The following is a 17891-nucleotide window of genomic DNA, read 5'->3' as shown; positions in this document are numbered from 1 at the left end:
TGGCCACCGGGGAAACCTAAGGGCCGCGCGGAAAAAAGCGCGAAACCATATGAAGAAATCAAACCAGTGTGTGCGATCCGTGCACCCCCTCCCGGGGGGGCGGATTCGTGTGCGCGAGCATCCAGTCATCTGCGGTGGACAAGCCCTCGGCCGATTAGTACCGGTCAGCTCCACACCTCGCAGTGCTTCCACACCCGGCCTATCAACCCAGTCGTCTACTGGAGGCCTTACCCACTCACGGTGGCAGGAGACCTCATCTCGAAGCAGGTTTCCCGCTTAGATGCTTTCAGCGGTTATCCCTCCCGAACGTAGCCAACCAGCCATGCCCCTGGCGGGACAACTGGCACACCAGAGGTTCGTCCGTCCCGGTCCTCTCGTACTAGGGACAGCCCTTCTCAAGTCTCCAACGCGCGCAGCGGATAGGGACCGAACTGTCTCACGACGTTCTAAACCCAGCTCGCGTGCCGCTTTAATGGGCGAACAGCCCAACCCTTGGGACCAACTCCAGCCCCAGGATGCGACGAGCCGACATCGAGGTGCCAAACCATCCCGTCGATATGGACTCTTGGGGAAGATCAGCCTGTTATCCCCGGGGTACCTTTTAGCCGTTGAGCGACACCGCTTCCACACGCCGGTGCCGGATCACTAGTCCCTGCTTTCGCACCTGCTCGACACGTCCGTCTCACAGTCAAGCTCCCTTGTGCACTTACACTCAACACCTGATTGCCAACCAGGCTGAGGGAACCTTTGGGCGCCTCCGTTACCCTTTAGGAGGCAACCGCCCCAGTTAAACTACCCACCAGACACTGTCCCCGAACCGGATCACGGTCCCAGGTTAGATGCCCGAAACAGTCAGAGTGGTATTTCACCAACGCCTCCACCCCCACTAGCGTGGCGGCTTCACCGGCTCCCACCTATCCTACACAAACCATCCCAAACACCAATGTCAAGCTATAGTGAAGGTCCCGGGGTCTTTCCGTCCTGCTGCGCGAAACGAGCATCTTTACTCGTAGTGCAATTTCACCGGGCCCATGGTTGAGACAGCGGGGAAGTCGTTACGCCATTCGTGCAGGTCGGAACTTACCCGACAAGGAATTTCGCTACCTTAGGATGGTTATAGTTACCACCGCCGTTTACCGGCGCTTAGATTCCCAGCGTCACCCGCCGAAACGGGCTGACCAGTCCTCTTAACGTTCCGGCACCGGGCAGGCGTCAGTCCGTATACCGCGTCTTACGACTTCGCACGGACCTGTGTTTTTAGTAAACAGTCGCTTCCCCCTGCTATCTGCGACCCCACCCAGCTCACACAGCACGTGTGCTCACCGGACAGGGCTCCCCTTCTCCCAAAGTTACGGGGACAATTTGCCGAGTTCCTTAACCATGGTTCACCCGAACGCCTCGGTCTACTCGACCTGACCACCTGCGTCGGTTTCGGGTACGGGCCGCCCACGCACTCGCTAGAGGCTTTTCTCGACAGCATGGGATCACTCACTTCGGCTCAACGCCTCGACATCACGCCTCACCCTCAACGGAGCACGGATTTGCCTGCACTCCGGGCTACACGCTTATCCCGGGACAACCACCGCCCGGTAGAGCTACCCTCCTGCGTCACCCCATCACTTACCTACTACCCCCTCAGGCCCCACGCCTCCACCGCCAGAAGCCCGAAGGCCACCAGCAGCTTCGGTGGTGGTTAGTCTCAGAGGCCCCGGTACGGGCGCACGTGAACGGGTACGGGAATATCAACCCGTTATCCATCGACTACGCCTGTCGGCCTCGCCTTAGGCCCCGACTCACCCTGGGCGGATTAACCTGCCCCAGGAACCCTTAGTCAATCGGCGCCGGCGTTTCCCACGCCGGTCTCGCTACTCATGCCTGCATTCTCACTCGCACACAATCCACCACACGGTCACCCCGCGGCTTCACCTCATGCACGACGCTCCCCTACCACACACACCCAACGGTGTGCATCCACAGCTTCGGCGGTGCACTTCAGCCCCGCTACATTATCGGCGCAGAACCACTTGACCAGTGAGCTATTACGCACTCTTTAAAGGATGGCTGCTTCTAAGCCAACCTCCTGGTTGTCTCAGCAACTCCACAACCTTTCCCACTTAGCACACGCTTAGGGGCCTTAGCTGATGATCTGGGCTGTTTCCCTCTCGACTACGAAGCTTATCCCCCGCAGTCTCACTGCCGCGCTAACTTCACCGGCATTCGGAGTTTAGCTGACCTCAGTAACCTTGTCGGGCCCATCAGCCAACCAGTCGCTCTACCTCCGGCAAGCAACACACGACGCTGCACCTAAATGCATTTCGGGGAGAACCAGCTATCACGGAGTTTGATTGGCCTTTCACCCCTACCCACACCTCATCCCCCAGGTTTTCAACCCTGGTGGGTTCGGGCCTCCACGAAGTCTTACCTCCGCTTCACCCTGGACATGGGTAGATCACCCCGCTTCGGGTCCACAGCATGCGACTCACACGCCCTCTTCAGACTCGCTTTCGCTACGGCTACCCCACCCGGGTTAACCTCGCCACACACCACGACTCGCAGGCTCATTCTTCAAAAGGCACGCCATCACCCCGAAAGGCTCTGACGGCTTGACAGCACACGGTTTCAGGTACTATTTCACAACCCCTCACCGGGGCACTTTTCACCTTTCCCTCACGGTACTCGTGCACTATCGGTCACCAGGACGTATTCAGGCTTGACAGGTGGTCCTGCCAGATTCACACGGAATTCCTCGAGCTCCGCGCTACTCGGGACCACACCAACGGCTAGACCGGGCCTTCACCTACGGGACTCTCACCCACTCCGGCGTCGCTTCCCAACGACTTCAGCTAACCCGACCATCACCGCGCCCAGCCGGCAGACTAGGCCAGATGCATCCCACAACCCCGCACACGCAACCCCTGCCGGGTCTCACACGCGCACGGTTTAGCCACCATCCCCTTTCGCTCACCACTACTCAGGGAATCACTATTGTCTTCTCTTCCTACGGGTACTGAGATGTTTCACTTCCCCGCGTCACCACCAACCACCCTATACATTCAGGCAGCGGCAACCTGCTATGAAACAGGCTAGGTTACCCCATTCGGAAACCCACGGATCAACGCCCGGTTGACAACTCCCCGTGGACTATCGCGGCCTCCCACGTCCTTCATCGGCGCCTGGTGCCAAGGCATCCACCGTATGCCACACTAACTTGGCCACCACAGATACAAGATGCTCGCGCACACTATCCACAAATCAAAACACACACCACACACCCGGCTAAAACAACCGGCAAACCCGAAACAACCCGGGACAACCAGCGTCTTCGCATGGGATGGCACCCGCGGAAAACAACCAGCGGTTGCTTCCTCAGACACCCAACAGCGCGCCCCCGGCCCTTCCAGACGACCAGGGGACTGCTCGTTCTCCTTCACGCCACCCCGACGACCTCCAGCAGAAACGCCAGAACATCGGGTCCACTCTCGAGTCCGTCAACCACGTCGGAAAAACGGCTGACTCTCACAGACTCCTTAGAAAGGAGGTGATCCAGCCGCACCTTCCGGTACGGCTACCTTGTTACGACTTCGTCCCAATCGCCAGCCCCACCTTCACGCACTCCCTCCCGCAAGGGGTTGGGCCACACGTTTCGGGTGTTGCCGACTTTCGTGACGTGACGGGCGGTGTGTACAAGGCCCGGGAACGTATTCACCGCGGCGTTGCTGATCCGCGATTACTAGCGACTCCACCTTCATGGGGTCGAGTTGCAGACCCCAATCCGAACTGAGACCGGCTTTAAGAGATTCGCTCCACCTCACGGCATCGCACGCCCTCTGTACCGGCCATTGTAGCATGTTTGCAGCCCAAGACATAAGGGGCATGATGACTTGACGTCATCCCCACCTTCCTCCGAGTTGACCCCGGCAGTCTCCCATGAGTCCCCACCACCACGTGCTGGCAACATGGAACAAGGGTTGCGCTCGTTGCGGGACTTAACCCAACATCTCACGACACGAGCTGACGACAGCCATGCACCACCTGTCACCCACCAACCAAATGACCCCGCATCTCTACGGGTACGTGGGCGATGTCAAACCTTGGTAAGGTTCTTCGCGTTGCGTCGAATTAAGCAACATGCTCCGCCGCTTGTGCGGGCCCCCGTCAATTCCTTTGAGTTTTAGCCTTGCGGCCGTACTCCCCAGGCGGGGCGCTTAATGCGTTAGCTACGGCACGGAGACCGTGGAAAGTCCCCACACCTAGCGCCCAACGTTTACGGCGTGGACTACCAGGGTATCTAATCCTGTTCGCTCCCCACGCTTTCGCTCCTCAGCGTCAGGTAAGGCCCAGAGACCCGCCTTCGCCACCGGTGTTCCTCCTGATATCTGCGCATTTCACCGCTACACCAGGAATTCCAGTCTCCCCTACCTACCTCAAGCCGGCCCGTATCCACTGCCCACCCGAAGTTAAGCCCCGGGCTTTCACAGCAGACGCGACCAGCCGCCTACGAGCTCTTTACGCCCAATAATTCCGGACAACGCTCGGACCCTACGTATTACCGCGGCTGCTGGCACGTAGTTAGCCGGTCCTTATTCCCCACCTACCGTCAACACCCGGAAAACCGGATGCCTGCGTGAGTGGTAAAAGAGGTTTACAACCCGAAGGCCGTCATCCCCCACGCGGCGTCGCTGCGTCAGGCTTCCGCCCATTGCGCAAGATTCCCCACTGCTGCCTCCCGCAGGAGTCTGGGCCGTGTCTCAGTCCCAGTGTGGCCGGTCGCCCTCTCAGGCCGGCTACCCGTCACCGCCTTGGTAGGCCATCACCCCACCAACAAGCTGATAGGCCGCGAGCCCATCCCCAACCGAAACAACTTTCCACACCGAGCCCATGCAGGCCGGCGTCGTATCCGGTATTAGACCCGGTTTCCCGGGCTTATCCCGAAGTCAGGGGCAGGTTACTCACGTGTTACTCACCCGTTCGCCGCTCGTGTACCCCGAAGGGCCTTACCGCTCGACTTGCATGTGTTAAGCACGCCGCCAGCGTTCGTCCTGAGCCAGGATCAAACTCTCCATCAAAGGCCAAACACCCCCCACCCCGACCAGGGCAGGAGGGAAACCTCGAAGAGAACAACCCCGACCAACCAACCCAACAAAAAGGGTCGGCCAATCAAAGGAACCCCACACCATCCAACGGACGATGCACGGGGCCAAAACAAACATGGCTATAAAGAAAAACAAACATCGCGCTGTTGAGTTCTCAAAAAACAACCGCTCATCCGACACAAGCCCGAAAGGCTCTTCTCAAGAGGCGGCGCTTCCGCTTTGTTATGTTCCCACACTATCAGGCTCTCAGTCCGGCGCCAAATCGGCACTTTTCGTGAGATCCCAATCAATATGGGATTCGGAATCCGGTTTCGGGCTTTTTGCCCGGCCCCTCGTTCCGTTGTGTCTTCACATTATCAGGCCGTTTCCGCTTTCGCCAAATTGACGTTTTGGAACTTCCTGACCACCGAACACGGTAAATGCCCACCGATTCTTTACGGGCACAGCGAGCATGCCAGAGCGAATCTGCGTTCAGGACCGTTGGGTGTCGGGCTCGGCCATCATCGGCTGATGTCCGTTGCGCCCGGAAGACGGCCGCCTCGGACGGGCCGAGGACCCGACCCGTTTCAGGCGACTCGATGAACTATAGTCCCGGCTCGCGACGACGCCAACTCGGACGGATGTGATCTGGGACACTCGCCCGCCGCTCGCCCACCGCTTGTCCGCCATTCGTCCCGAGTCGGCCGTTTGACCGCTTGACCGCGCGTCCGTGCACGGGTTCCCCCTCCCCTCCCTCCTCCCGAGTGTGAGAACGCGGTCGCCGGGTAGCCGGGCCCTCAGCGTCCCCGCCAGGGCTCCCGCAGCGGCGGGCGCGGTCGCGCGCCGATGACGCGGCGACGAAGAAGGACGACGAGAAGAGCTCCACCGCCATGGGAGGACGGGTCCATGAGGCACACGGACGAGGAGATCCATCGATACGCCACTTCGCTGCGCAGCGAAGCGGACCTCGACCCGCTGATCGAACGGGTGGGCGACGCGCGCTTCGTGCTCCTCGGTGAGGCGTCCCATGGCACATCGGAGTACTACGGACTGCGGGCGGAGATCACCCGGCGGCTGATCGAGGAGAAGGGCTTCACCCTGATCGCGGTTGAGGGCGACTGGCCCGACTGCCTCGCCATCCACTCCTGCGTCACCGGTTCTCCCGCCTCCCCCGAGGACCCGCGTGCGGTGCTGGACGACTTCGTCCGCTGGCCCACGTGGATGTGGGCCAACGAGGAAGTGCTGCATTTCCTGCGTCGGCTGCGCCGGCGCAACATGGAGGTGCCGATGCAGCAGCGGGTCGGCTTCTTCGGGATGGACGTCTACAGCCTGTGGGACTCCCTGCGCTCCGTGCTGGACTACCTGCGCGAGCACGAGCCGGAACACGTCGAGGCCGCGCTCGCCGCCTACCGCTGTTTCGAGCCCTACGCGGAGGATCCGCAGTCCTACGCCCGCTCGGTCGGCCTGGTTCCCGAGAGCTGCGAGCCGGAAGTGGTGTCGCTGCTGGCCGAGCTGCGCCGCGAGACACCGGCGCTGGAGCCGACCGACCAGCCGCCGCTCGATCCCCGGTTCGCCCGCTTCGCGGTCGAGCAGAACGCCGAGGTCGTGGCCGGTGCGGAGCGCTATTACCGCGCGATGCTGCGCGGCGGGCCGGACTCCTGGAACGTGCGCGACCACCACATGGTCAACACCCTCGACCGGCTGGTCCGTCACCACGGCGGCGACACGAAGGTGATCGTGTGGGCGCACAACACCCACGTGGGCGACGCCCGCGCGACCGACATGGGCTCGGTCGGCATGGTCAACGTGGGCCAGTTGGTGCGGGAACGGCACGGGGACGACAACGTGCTGATCGTCGGGTTCGGCTCGCACTCCGGCAGCGTGATCGCCGCCGACCGGTGGGGCGACCGGCCGCGGGAGATGTCGGTGCCGCCGGCCCGGCCCGACAGCATCGAAGCGCGGCTGCACGGCGCCGTCCCCGACGGGAACACGCTGTTCGTCTTCCCCTTCCCCGAGCGCGGCCACCCGCGCTGGCTGCGCGAGGAGGCGGAGCACCGCGCCATCGGCGTGGTCTACCGGCCCGGGCAGGAGCGCTGGGGCAACTACGTGCCGACCGTCCTGGGCCGCCGCTACGACGCCTTCGTGTACTGCGACCGCACCCGTGCGCTCACTCCCCTCCACGACTACGAGCCGGCGGTGGGGGAGCCGGAGACCTACCCCAGCGCCGTCTAACGCACCGGGTCGTCGTCGAGCGGCTCGGCGCGGGCGGCGCCCGCACCTGCGGAGGGGCGGTTGCGCCACGCGGCCCAGGCGCCCAGCAGCACGGCGCCCGCGAGGAACGCGGTGTTGTGCGCGTACTTGGCGAGCGGCGCGACGTCGCCCAGGGGAACGGCGAGGAACCCGATGGCGGCGCGCGCCAGCAGGGCGCCCGTTGCGAGCGCGGCGACGTGGCGGCCGCCCCAGCGTCCCGATCGGGACAGGTGGGCGACGGACGCGGCGCCGACCGCCGACACGGCGAGTGCGGCCGCGACGCCCGGCCAGGTCGGCGGCACGAGGTTGAACGCGAGGGCCGCGGCCAGGCCGAGGGTTCCGATGACGAAGGGCCCGGGCACGGCGGCGTCCCGGGACGGAGGGCGTCGGCGCCCGATGGTGAAGGCGAGGGCCGCCAGGAGCGCGACGGCGACGAGCGATCCGGTGACCTGCGCCGCCGAGGCGTGGTCCGCCTCGTTGTGGAGGTGGTCGGACAGGATCAGCGCCGCGGCCCCCAGGTACAGCAACGCCGTCACGGCGAGTCCCGGCGCGCGCAGCCACGGCCGCCGGGACGCCGCGGGGTGCAGGGACTCCACGAGCGCGATCGGGACGCCGTAGCTCCAGACGGCGTGGCCCACGACGAAGGCCACGGCGTTGTTCGCGCTGAGGCCCAGCGGCTCGATGAGCGTCGGCAGCAGCATGTCGTCCCAGTACTCGATGTCCCGGTAGGACGTGCTGAACAGCGACTGGTCCACCACACCGGCCTGGACGACCCCGAACGCGGCCGCAAGGGCGAGAATCCCCGGCCACCGCACCCCCAGGCGCCGCGCCGTCTCACGGATCAGCAGGGCGGGGGCGCCGTACAGCGGGGCGAGGATCAGCAGGCCGCCGGCGAGCGCCAGGGGATCTCCGGTGCTGGTGTCGTAGCCGGTGACGTACTCGGCGCACAGCGGCGCGAGGAGCAGAAGCCCGACGGCCAGGGGCCAGCGGGCCCTGCGGGGCGGTGCGCGGTGCGGGGACGGTGTCGAACGTGCCGACCGTGGCGGGCCGCTGTCGGACGTCACGACCGCCGGATCCGTTCCGCAGCGACGACCACGACGACGCCCAGAACCGCCAGGCTCAGGTTCGCGTAGAGCTCGTAGCCGGTCAGGAAGTCCACGCGGGGGATGACGAGGCGGTTGACGACGTTGAGGAACCCGAAGACGGGCTGGACGGCCAGGTAGTCGATGGTGCCGCTGACGCCCATGAGGGCGATGACGAACCCCACTGTCTGGATGACCTTGCGCATGCCTCGACGCTAGGGATCGGCCGCCGCTGCGCGGATCGGTCATCGGGACCTCCCTTCGCGGCCGGCGTAGCCGATCCCGGGCGTCGGAGCCGACGAAGGTAGCGGTCGCCGCGACTTCGGTATCGTCCGCCGCTCGAACCCGCGGAATCCGCCCTCCCGGTGGATAGGTTCGGGAGCATGGACGACGGTTCCGCGACCGCACCCGCGAGTGCCCCCGCGCCCGCATCCGCACCCCGGCGCAGCCTGCGCGACTGGCTCGTGGACATCGGTCTGTTCCTGCTGGCGGTGGGCTACGGGATCTTCACGTCCGGCCTGCGCATCGAGGCGTCGGCGGTACCCGACGTGATACCGGTGTGGCTGTTCAACCTGGACCAGCTCGTCGGCGCGCTGGGCTGCGCCGCGCTGTGGCTGCGCCGCCGTTGGCCGGTCGGGCTCGCCGTGGTGCTGGTGTCCCTGTCGGCGTTCTCGGAGATGGTCGCCGGCGCGATGCTGGTGGCGCTGTTCACGGTCGCGGTGCACCGGCCTCCGCGGACCTCGACGGCCGTCTTCGCGCTGAGCGTGCTCACCGCACTCGTCTACGTCGTGCTGCGCCCCGAGCCCGACACGCCCCCGCTCCTGCTGCTGCTGTTCGGCGTCACGGTCCAGGGCGCCGCGGTCGGCTGGGGCATGGTCGTCCACCATCGGCGCCGACTCGTGCTGTCGCTGCGCGATCGGGCGGAGCGCGCCGAGGCGGAGGCCCACCTGCGCGCCGAGCAGGCCCAGCACCAGGCCCGCGACGCGATCGCCAGGGAGATCCACGACGTGCTCGGCCACCGGCTGTCGCTGTTGAGCGTGCACGCCGGCGCGCTGGAGTACCGGCCCGACGCCCCGGCCGAGGACGTCGCCCGCGCGGCCGCGGTGATCCGGGAGAGCGCCCACCAGGCGCTGCAGGACCTGCGCGAGGTCATCGGGGTCCTGCGCGCCCCGGTCGGCGAGCTGCCCCAGCCCACCCTCGCCGACGTCGAGCGGCTCGTCACCGAGTCGGGCGGGGCCGGGATGCGGGTGGAGCTGCGGAAGGACGTCACGGGATCCGTTCCCGACCGGGTGGGGCGCACCGCCTACAGGGTCGTGCAGGAGGCGCTGACCAACGTCCGCAAGCACGCACCGGGAGCCGAGGTGTGCGTCGACGTGGCGGGGGAGCCGGGCCGGGGTGTGACCGTGGAGGTGCGCAACGCGGCCCCCGCTGAAGTGCCCGTTGGGGCGCCCGCGCCCGGTGGGCCCTCCGGTCAGGGACTGATCGGCCTGGCCGAGCGCGTCGCCCTGGCCGGCGGGCGCCTGGAGCACGGGCCCATCGATGAAGGCGGCTGGCTGCTGTCGGCCTGGCTACCCTGGCCGACATGACCTCTTCCTCGAGTTCCCCGGGATCCTCGGATTCCCCGGATTCCTCGGAGCAGCAGGCGGTCGGCGTGTGCATCGTCGACGACGACCCGCTGGTGCGCGCCGGCCTGGCGATGATGCTGGGCGGCGCCTCCGACATCCGCGTGGTCGCCGAGGCGGGTGACGGCACCGAGGTGCTGCCCCTGGTCGACCGGCACGCCCCCGACGTGGTCCTGATGGACATCCGGATGCCCTCGATGGACGGGCTGACCGCAACCGAGGCCCTGCGCTCCCGTTCCCGCGCACCGGAGGTCATCGTCCTGACCACCTTCGACGCCGACGCCCACGTCCTGCGCGCGCTGCGCGCCGGAGCGGCCGGATTCCTGCTCAAGGACACCCCGCCCGAGGAGATCGTGGCCGCGGTACGCCAGGTGGCCCGGGGCAATCCGGTGCTGTCCCCGGCGGTGACCCGGCGCCTCATCACCCGGGTCGCCGAATCCGACCGGGACCGGCGCCGCGCCCGGGCCAGGGAGCGTCTGGCGGTGCTGAGCGACCGCGAGCGCAAGGTCGCCGTCGCGGTCGGCCAGGGCAGGTCCAACGCCGAGATCGGGGCCGTGCTGCACTTCAGCGTCCCCACGGTCAAGACGCACGTCTCCGGCGTCCTCACCAAGCTCGGTCTCAACAACCGCGTCCAGATCGCGCTGCTGGTCCACGGCGCGGGGCTCCTCGACGACCGCTGAGGTCCGCAGTCCCTTCCGCGCCGGTCTCGCGCGTTCGTCCGCGCCGCCACCGGATCATCCGGCGTCGCGCAGCAGGCGGATGACCTCCTCGTCGGTGTTCTGCCGGAAGTCCTGGTACCAGAGGCCGACCGCCCGGAAGTCCGGCGGGGCGGACAGACAGACGACCTCGTCGCACTCCTCACCCAGGGAGCGCGCCGAATCGGCCGAGCACACCGGGACGGCCAGGCGCAGCGAGGCCGGGCGCAGCCCGCGCACGTAGGACAGGCCGGCCCTGGCGGTCACCCCGGTGGCCAGTCCGTCGTCGACGAGCACGACGTCGCGCCCGGCGAGCTCCGGCTCCGGGCGGCCGTCGCGGTAGGCGGCGAGCCGCCGGCGCGCCTCGGCGCGTTCGGTCTCGACGGCGGGTTCGAGGTCGCGGGGGTCGACGCCGAGCAGGTTCAGCTTCTCGGTGTCGAACAGCGCAGGCCCGTCGGCGGTCACCGCGCCCACCCCGAACTCGGGGTTGCCCGGCGCCCCGACCTTGCGGGCGACGACCACGTCCAGGGGAGCCTTCAGGACCGTGGCCACGACGTGGGCCACGGGCACTCCGCCGCGCGGCAGGGCCAGGACGAACGGGTCGGCCAGTCGCAGTCCGGCGATGCGTTCGGCCAACTGCTCACCGGCGTCCCGGCGGTCACGAAACGTCGTCATGGCCGGCCCGCTACCCCTGACTCCCCGTCGGCTAACGCGCGCGCCGGATCCCGGACCGGGCCCCGGATCCGGGCGGCCCTCCGGGGGCCGGGCCCGAGGCCCGCGCGGTGTCCGCGCGGTGTCCGTTCGAGGGGGCGAACCCTGGACCGGTGAATTCGCTCCGGCCGCCCCGAATCCCTTCTCATTCCGCTGAGAAGAGCAGCACCATAGATTGTCACAGCGGTGACAAAAACACTCTCCACCCCTTCAGGCAATGGCCTGTGGCGCACCCACCGTGAAGATCAGTCCCTCATTCGATTTACATAAGAGCAGGTCAGAGCCAATAAATAAGTCGACACCCCCTCGCCGAGCAAAAGCGGGAAAGAACCCGGGAAATTTCTGAAATACGTCGCTCAACCCCACTTGAAATCATGGCCGCATTTCCTCCACCATTATTCTCACTCGCGCTTGAACGCACTCGCCGGTCGGCTTCCCCGGTCATTCGTCATCGTCGACGCACCGAGGACCCGGCCCCTGGACCGTCTCGGGGGGACGGCCGGGATGACGGCGTGGCACATCGTCCGATGAGGAGACACAGATGCCGGATGAGTCCCCCGAGTCCCCCGAGTTCCCCGAGTTCCCCGAGCAGGCGACCGGGCACACCAACTGGGCGCGTTTCGCCCTTTTCACCGCTCCGGCCGCGGTCGGCGCCGCGGGGCTGCTGATCGCCATGGCGAACGGAGCGATCGCCGCCTCCTTCGCGGTGTCGGGTCAGCAGTTCAAGATCTCGGCGGACCGCCTCGACGGGACCGGATTCGCGATGTACGGATCGCTGGACCAGACCGTGCGCCAGGAGGTCCATCCCGTCGCCGTCGCGGCGATCAGGGAAGCCGAGCTGCAGAACCTCTGCCAGTCGGTGCTGACGGAGTTTCCCGTCCTCGGGAGCGTCTCCATGAAGCTCACGGCGGGCAGCGAGGACCGGCCGGTGGAGGCCGAGAACCTGTTCGTGGACATGGAGCAGATGGGCGGCGACGCGGAGTTCGACTCGATGGAGCTCGGCCGCGACGCCTCCACCCTCGACAAGGGTCCCGAAGGCGGCCAGGGCATGCAGGACCTGTTCGGCATGCAGTCCGACACCATTTCGGTCACGGGCCTGGAGCAGACGGCCTGGGCCGCCAACGCCGGCACGTTCCGGCTCTCCAACCTGAACCTGGCCGTCTCCCGCGGCGACTCCGAATGCTTCTGACCGGATATGCGGCCGTTCCGGCGGCCCCGCTGCGGCGGCGCCCGGCCGTCCGCCGTCCGCGCGCGACCGCGACCGCGAGCGCACCGAAGGGAGTGGAGAGATGACCAGGAGGACGCGGCGGGAGGGCCGCTCGGGCGCGCCCGTGCGGCCGTGGCGCCGGTTCCGGGCGTGGCGCAGGAGGCGCCCGTTCTGGGGCGGCTTCCACGCCGCCATGGCGGGGATCGTGATCTGCTCCCTGCCGCTGGCGCCCGTGGAGGTGATGATCCAGCAGGGGATCGCCGGTGTCCCCTCGGTCCTGATGGGGGTCTTCCTCATCGCCCTCGGCCTCATCGCGTGGGCGACGCCCCAGCAGCGCACCGTCACGGGGACCCTCACCATGCTGGTCGGACTCGCGGCCCTGGTGATGTCCAATCTGGGCGGGTTCGTCATCGGGAGCACGTTCGCCTTCATCGGCGGCGGACTGATGCTCGCCTGGCAGCCGACGCCCCGCCCGACCAGGAGGAACCGGAACAGGAAGAACCGGAAGGAGGAGAAGAGGAGACGCAAGGACCGGCGCGGACGCGCGGACGGCGGGGAAGGCGATGCCGCCCCCGGCCCGGCCCCCGAAGGCCCGGCCCTCGAACGGGAGCCGCCGCGGGACCGCGACGTCGACACCATCCACCCATAGAGCGTTCGGCCCCTCTCCCCGGAGAGAGCCGCGTGCGTCCACATGACCGATCCCGACCCGAAAGCGCCTCGGTGCGCCGGGGCGTCCCCTCACACCCGGAAAGGAGATCAGGATGCCGGGTGCCAAGAAGTCGAATGCCCGTTCTCACCGTTCCCTGCCGGTCCGCGGCGGCCTCGCCGTGATCGGCGCCGCGGGCCTGGCGATGGCGGCCGCGAGTCCGGCCGGCGCCGCCGCCGGACCCACCACGGTCGAACCGGCGGGGGCGTACTTCGCCGCCACCATGACCGGTTCGGCCACCTTCACGACCGGTGGCGTCACCGTCACCTGCGCCGTATCGGAGTCGGCACCGACCCAGCCGGTCGGCGCCGACGGCAACAACCGGATCCCGCAGGCCCCCGACAACAGCAACCCGGAGGGAGCGGTCGGCTCGACGATCAACCCTCCGTCGTTCGACGACTGCACCACCAACATGCCCCTGGTGAACGCGGAGGTCAGCACCTCCGGCGCCTGGGGGATCGGGATGCAGCACGGGGCGCCCACCACGGGCACCCTCACGATCCCCGCCGGAGGCATCACGGTGACCACCAGCGGCCTGGCCTCCTGCGACGTCACCGTGGCCCCGGGCGGGCCCGCGGAGGCGACCGGGGAGTGGGCCAACGGCGCGCCCTCCACGCTGGCCTTCTCCGGTGTGACGACCCCGGTCGAGGTGGAGGGCGGCTTCGGCTGCCCGACGTCGGCCACCGAGGGGACGTTCTCCGCGACCTACGAGGTCGGCAACGTCAGTGACCCGACGACACCCGTCACGATCACGGGCTGACCGGCGGGGGAGTGGGGCGCGACTCGCCGCCCCGCTCCCCTCGTCAACGGCGCGGGGAGGAGGAGACGGAACGGGGTAAGCCTGCTTGCCGGGTGGCGGGATGGTTTGGGATTGGGGGTCAGACGGGTGGCGACGAGCGGTGAAGGCCGGTAAGGCCGGTAAGGCCGGGGTTGCCTGCTGGGGGCGGGCGGCCGGGGTGGGCTTCGGGGTGGGCTCCGGAGTGGGCTTCGGGGTGGGCTTCGGGGTTGGGCTTCGGGGTGGGCTCCGGAGTGGGCTTCGGGGTGGGGCGTCCACGTGGGTTGTCCACAGGTTGGTGGGTGGGGGTTGGTTCTGGGTCTTGACAGGGTGAGGGTGGGGTTTACGCGGTTCTGCTGAGTTGGGTGGTCTGCCCCCGGATGGGGCGGGGCTTCGCCCGGTGGATTGGTGGAATGAAGGCGAGGGCTCTGCCGGGCGGCGCGGCTCCGGCCTGGTTGCCGGGCGGCGGGATGGTCTGCGGTCGGGGTGCAGGCGGGCAGCGACGGCCGGACGAGGGGCTGGGCCTACTTGTCGGGTGGCCGGTGGTTTGGGGTCGGGGTGCAGACCGGCGGCGACGGCCGGGGGGCGGGTTGGGCCTGCTGGTCGGGCAGTGGGATGGGCTGGGGCTGAGGCTCAGACGGGCGGCGACGGCGGAGCGGAGCTCGGGGTGCTAGTCGGGTGGCGGGGTGGTTTGGGGTCGGGGTGCAGGCGGGCGGCGAGGGTCGGGAGTGGGCTGGGTCTGCTGGTCGGGTGTTGGGTCTGTCGGGGGTGGCGGCTCTTCCCGCTTGTCTCGGCGGTCCGGAAGGGGCGGGGGCGTGCGAGGGCGGCGCTCAGTAGCGCCTTGTGCGGGGTGATGCGCGCGTAGACGCACCCTGCGGGGTGGATATGCGCCCTTTTGTCTGTTTCCCGGGGAGGCGGGCAAGGCCGCGATCCGCTTCGCGTAAGGAGACTTCCGGGATGCGGGACAAAATCACCGGACCGGTCGAGTGCGCGCGGCGCAATGCCGGTTTTGCCGCTTTTGGGTGGTCGGATCGGGCAACGACACCGCTCTGGTGACGCTTGGCGGCGCTCACGGCAGCAGTCTCGTTGCGCGCGGGCCGGTCCCGGCGGGCCCGCCCGCCACACCCGGGTCTCTGACCAGGCACGCAGCCCCGGCGGCACCCCTCCGCCTCCCCCGATTGGTCTAGACCAAACTCCTGGAGCGGCACCCGTGACCCCCGCCCCGCCCGAACCGGCCCCCGGCCCGGCCCCAGACCCGCCGGCCACCCGACACACCACCCCGAACCCCGCTCCGGCCCTCGCCGCCGGTCTGCACCCCGACCCCAAACCACCCCGCCACCCGACAAGCAAGCCCAGCCCGCCCCGCCCTCGCCGCCCGCTTGAAACCCCGATCCCAAACCATCCCGCCACCCGACCAGCAGGCCCAACCCCACCCGGCCCTCGCCGCCCGCCTGCACCCCCGACCCCAGGCGGGGAAGTCCGTCACCGTGTCGCCGTACACGGGAATGGCCGGCCGGTTGTCCACAGCCGTCCTCTCGGCACTGGCACCAAGGCTTGACAAAGGCCAGACTGGGAATCGCTCCGGCCTTGGGGGTGGTTGTCCCCCGGATGGGGTGGGGTGTCGGACGGGAACGGCTCACCGGATACCGTCTCGCTCGTCCCCTTCCTCCCCTCTGTCCCGCTCGTCCAGCATGGCCGAGACCGATTCGACCACCAGCCGGTTCCAGGTGCGCAGCCGCACCATGGCGTGCAGGTCGAACCGCACCGGCACGAAGGAACTGCTCGCGGCGACCGGCCGAATGCGCTCGGCGTGGGCGCGCGTCGCCCTGGGGCTGGTGGTCAGGTCCCACAGCCCGTGGGCCAGCACGACGTGCCGCCCGCTGATCTGGTCCGTCGGCTCGCCCTCCGGCAGCCATGGCGCGAGTCCGACCACGCCGCGGACCAGCGCGTCCCCGGCCGCGCGCAGCGCCACCCTGCCGCCCAGCGAATGGCCGATGAGCACGACGGGGACGGAGCCGTGTCTGCGGCGGACCTCGGCCAGCGCCCACCGTGCGTCATGCAGTGGCGCCTGAGCAGCACCGTTCCAACCGCGCACGCGGTTGCGCAGCCGCCACACCGCCAGGCCCCGGTCATGGCGGGCCCGGGTCAGTGCTGCGGCGAACGGGCGCATCCGCCGCACCGCGAGCCCGCTCTCCCCGGTCGGGACGGTGCTCGTCACCTGCCCGCCGTGCAGGAGCAGGGCGACGGCCCGGACCTCCCGGGGTTCGGATGCGGCCAGCCAGGGGCCCTGTTCGGTGGCCTGCCGTTTCTCTTCGCGCACTGGCGCCTCACCGCTCCGTCCTCTCGGCGCCCGCCGGATCGAACCTCTCGGCGCCCGCCGGATCGAACCTCTCGGTGCCCGCCGGGTCGAAGGGAACGGGGCACCGGCCCGCGTCCGGTCGGCACCGTGGATTCGGAGCCGGCATCGGAGGGGATTGGCGGCACAGCGGAGCCGTGCGAACCGATCGGCGGAGACGGCTCAATCGGGCAGGGAGAGGAGTCCTTCGACCACCTCGACGAGGCCGTCTCCGGTGACGTCCGGGGCGTCGAAGGCGCGGGGGAACCGGTCCTCCAGGTGGCTGGACCAGCCCGTGACCAGCCCGGCGGCGCGGGCGCCGTGCACGTCCCAGCCGTGCGCGGCCACCAGCGCCAGGCGGTTGCGGGCGACGCCGCATACTTCGGCCGCGTGGTGGTAGGGCTGCGGCGCGGTCTTCCACCGGCCGGCCTCCTCCACCGAGATCACCCGCTCGACGTGGGCGTCCAGGCCGGAGCGCTCCAGCAGTGTCCGGGTGGTGGCGGCCGCGCCGTTGGTGAGGGTCACCACGCGCACGCCGGCCTCGCGGGCCCGGCGCATCGCGGGTTCGGCATCGGGGCGGGCGTCCAGGGTCGCGAAGCCGTCCACGACCTCGGCCGCGGCCGCGCCGGACAGTCGGTGCCCGTTCAGCCCGCTCACGTCCTCCAGCGCCCCGATCGCGAGGTCGCGGAACGACCGGTACCCGCCGCTCGCCGCCACGGCGAAGCCGTCGCGCAGCAGCCGGTCGAACCAGTGCCTGCGCAGGCCGCGGGGCAGCCCCGCGCGTTCGATCAGGGTCTCCAGGGGATCCAGCGGGTACAGGGTCTCCACCACGTCGAACGCGATGACGTGCGGACGTCCGGCGGTGTTCGTGTTCATGTGCCCCCCGTTCCCGTGGTCCACGCGTGCCCGGACCTCAGCGCCAGCCGTACCGTGTCCGCAGGACCGCGCCGACCCGCCAGAACCGATCGGGGTCCAGGACCGCGCCCTCGCGGCGGATGTCGTCCTCACCGAGCTCGAACAGGCGGTCCAGTCGCACGTAGGAGGTCCTGCCGTCGCGGTCCCACGGGCCGGCGCCCAGCTCGAACCAGTCCTGCTTCTCCCAGTGGTCGGGCTCCTGGGTGGAGAGCATCAGGGCGTGCAGGGAGCCGCCGTTCCTGCCCACCACGAGCAGCGGCCGGTCCTTGCCGAGGGACGGGTCCTCCTCGTAGGGGACCCAGGTCCAGACCACCTCGCCCGCGTCGGCCCGCCCGTCGCGATCGGGCGCATAGGCCAGGGTCGTGGCGTTGCGGCCGGTCGCGACCTCGCGGACGGCGCCGTGGTGCGTGTGGTGGGAGGGGCCGCCTGCGGGGCCGCGTCGATCGAGCACGCGTGCATCCTAACCGCCGGGGAGTGGGACCGGTGGGAGGTTTCTCGTCGATTCGCGGCGCGGGCGTGTT

At 68.4% G+C, this 17891-nt stretch carries 12 protein-coding genes and 2 rRNA genes; 6 read left to right on the top strand and 8 right to left on the bottom strand.

What is annotated here, in order from left to right; all coding sequences use genetic code 11:
• Positions 1-133 precede the first annotated feature (133 nt).
• A 23S ribosomal RNA gene (locus HDA32_RS29200) occupies positions 134-3215 on the bottom strand.
• Between the two features lie 316 nt (positions 3216-3531).
• Positions 3532-5066 (bottom strand): 16S ribosomal RNA (locus HDA32_RS29195).
• Together the 16S and 23S rRNA genes form the textbook arrangement of a ribosomal RNA operon.
• A gap of 912 nt (positions 5067-5978) precedes the next feature.
• Between HDA32_RS29195 and HDA32_RS29190 the strand changes: the two genes are divergently transcribed.
• Complete coding sequence (locus HDA32_RS29190) at positions 5979-7304, top strand: erythromycin esterase family protein (RefSeq protein ID WP_179646205.1); 1326 nt, start codon at positions 5979-5981, stop codon at positions 7302-7304.
• On the opposite strand, the gene HDA32_RS29185 is transcribed toward HDA32_RS29190, so the two are convergent.
• Both HDA32_RS29185 and HDA32_RS29180 read right to left on the bottom strand, forming a co-directional pair.
• Positions 7301-8386, bottom strand: coding sequence for an AF_0692 family protein (locus HDA32_RS29185; protein WP_179646204.1), 1086 nt, complete (start codon positions 8384-8386; stop codon positions 7301-7303). The genes HDA32_RS29190 and HDA32_RS29185 overlap by 4 nt on opposite strands.
• Complete coding sequence (locus HDA32_RS29180) at positions 8383-8610, bottom strand: hypothetical protein (RefSeq protein WP_179646203.1); 228 nt, start codon at positions 8608-8610, stop codon at positions 8383-8385. The genes HDA32_RS29185 and HDA32_RS29180 overlap by 4 nt, the downstream gene beginning before the upstream one ends.
• A 177-nt stretch (positions 8611-8787) precedes the next feature.
• Here HDA32_RS29180 and HDA32_RS29175 point away from each other — a divergent pair, with 177 nt between their 5' ends.
• Entirely contained in the window at positions 8788-9990 is a 1203-nt protein-coding gene (locus tag HDA32_RS29175; protein ID WP_179646202.1) for a sensor histidine kinase, read from the top strand.
• Positions 9987-10706 carry a response regulator transcription factor gene (locus HDA32_RS29170; protein WP_179646201.1) on the top strand — a complete coding sequence of 240 codons (720 nt, stop codon included), beginning with the start codon at positions 9987-9989 and terminating at the stop codon, positions 10704-10706. The genes HDA32_RS29175 and HDA32_RS29170 overlap by 4 nt, the downstream gene beginning before the upstream one ends.
• A gap of 54 nt (positions 10707-10760) precedes the next feature.
• Here the strand turns inward: HDA32_RS29170 and HDA32_RS29165 are convergent, their stop codons facing one another.
• Positions 10761-11396 (bottom strand): phosphoribosyltransferase, encoded by a 636-nt coding sequence (locus HDA32_RS29165; protein ID WP_179646200.1) that lies wholly within the window; start codon positions 11394-11396, stop codon positions 10761-10763.
• Positions 11397-11973: 577 nt separating this feature from the next.
• On the opposite strand from HDA32_RS29165, the gene HDA32_RS29160 reads away from it, so the two are divergent.
• From HDA32_RS29160 to HDA32_RS29150, 3 genes are all read left to right on the top strand, one after another.
• Positions 11974-12621, top strand: coding sequence for a DUF6230 family protein (locus tag HDA32_RS29160; protein ID WP_179646199.1), 648 nt, complete (start codon positions 11974-11976; stop codon positions 12619-12621).
• 100 nt (positions 12622-12721) lie between these two features.
• Complete coding sequence (locus tag HDA32_RS29155; RefSeq protein ID WP_179646198.1) at positions 12722-13288, top strand: DUF6114 domain-containing protein; 567 nt, start codon at positions 12722-12724, stop codon at positions 13286-13288.
• Positions 13289-13400: 112 nt separating this feature from the next.
• Positions 13401-14105 (top strand): hypothetical protein, encoded by a 705-nt coding sequence (locus HDA32_RS29150; RefSeq protein ID WP_179646197.1) that lies wholly within the window; start codon positions 13401-13403, stop codon positions 14103-14105.
• Between the two features lie 1651 nt (positions 14106-15756).
• On the opposite strand, the gene HDA32_RS29145 is transcribed toward HDA32_RS29150, so the two are convergent.
• The 3 genes from HDA32_RS29145 to HDA32_RS29135 form a co-directional block, all read right to left on the bottom strand.
• The gene (locus HDA32_RS29145) at positions 15757-16440 is read right to left on the bottom strand and encodes an alpha/beta hydrolase (RefSeq protein WP_179646196.1); all 684 of its coding nucleotides are present in this window, start codon (positions 16438-16440) and stop codon (positions 15757-15759) included.
• 198 nt (positions 16441-16638) lie between these two features.
• Complete coding sequence (locus HDA32_RS29140; RefSeq protein ID WP_179646195.1) at positions 16639-17331, bottom strand: HAD-IA family hydrolase; 693 nt, start codon at positions 17329-17331, stop codon at positions 16639-16641.
• Positions 17332-17368: 37 nt separating this feature from the next.
• The gene (locus tag HDA32_RS29135; RefSeq protein ID WP_179646194.1) at positions 17369-17821 is read right to left on the bottom strand and encodes a type II toxin-antitoxin system PemK/MazF family toxin; all 453 of its coding nucleotides are present in this window, start codon (positions 17819-17821) and stop codon (positions 17369-17371) included.
• Between the last annotated feature and the right edge of the window lie 70 nt (positions 17822-17891).

The organism is Spinactinospora alkalitolerans (assembly GCF_013408795.1).
GTDB lineage: Bacteria > Actinomycetota > Actinomycetes > Streptosporangiales > Streptosporangiaceae > Spinactinospora > Spinactinospora alkalitolerans.
The sequence above is the reverse complement of the archived record's forward strand: the minus strand, read 5'-3'. Positions and strand labels throughout refer to the sequence as shown.

Excerpts from the sequence above, each read along its gene's own strand:
- HDA32_RS29190 (WP_179646205.1), top strand. The coding sequence starts at position 5,979 with ATGAGGCACACGGACGAGGAGATCCATCGATACGCCACTTCGCTGCGC.
- HDA32_RS29180 (WP_179646203.1), bottom strand. The coding sequence starts at position 8,610 with ATGCGCAAGGTCATCCAGACAGTGGGGTTCGTCATCGCCCTCATGGGC.
- HDA32_RS29175 (WP_179646202.1), top strand. The coding sequence starts at position 8,788 with ATGGACGACGGTTCCGCGACCGCACCCGCGAGTGCCCCCGCGCCCGCA.
- HDA32_RS29170 (WP_179646201.1), top strand. The coding sequence starts at position 9,987 with ATGACCTCTTCCTCGAGTTCCCCGGGATCCTCGGATTCCCCGGATTCC.
- HDA32_RS29165 (WP_179646200.1), bottom strand. The coding sequence starts at position 11,396 with ATGACGACGTTTCGTGACCGCCGGGACGCCGGTGAGCAGTTGGCCGAA.
- HDA32_RS29160 (WP_179646199.1), top strand. The coding sequence starts at position 11,974 with ATGCCGGATGAGTCCCCCGAGTCCCCCGAGTTCCCCGAGTTCCCCGAG.
- HDA32_RS29155 (WP_179646198.1), top strand. The coding sequence starts at position 12,722 with ATGACCAGGAGGACGCGGCGGGAGGGCCGCTCGGGCGCGCCCGTGCGG.
- HDA32_RS29150 (WP_179646197.1), top strand. The coding sequence starts at position 13,401 with ATGCCGGGTGCCAAGAAGTCGAATGCCCGTTCTCACCGTTCCCTGCCG.
- HDA32_RS29140 (WP_179646195.1), bottom strand. The coding sequence starts at position 17,331 with ATGAACACGAACACCGCCGGACGTCCGCACGTCATCGCGTTCGACGTG.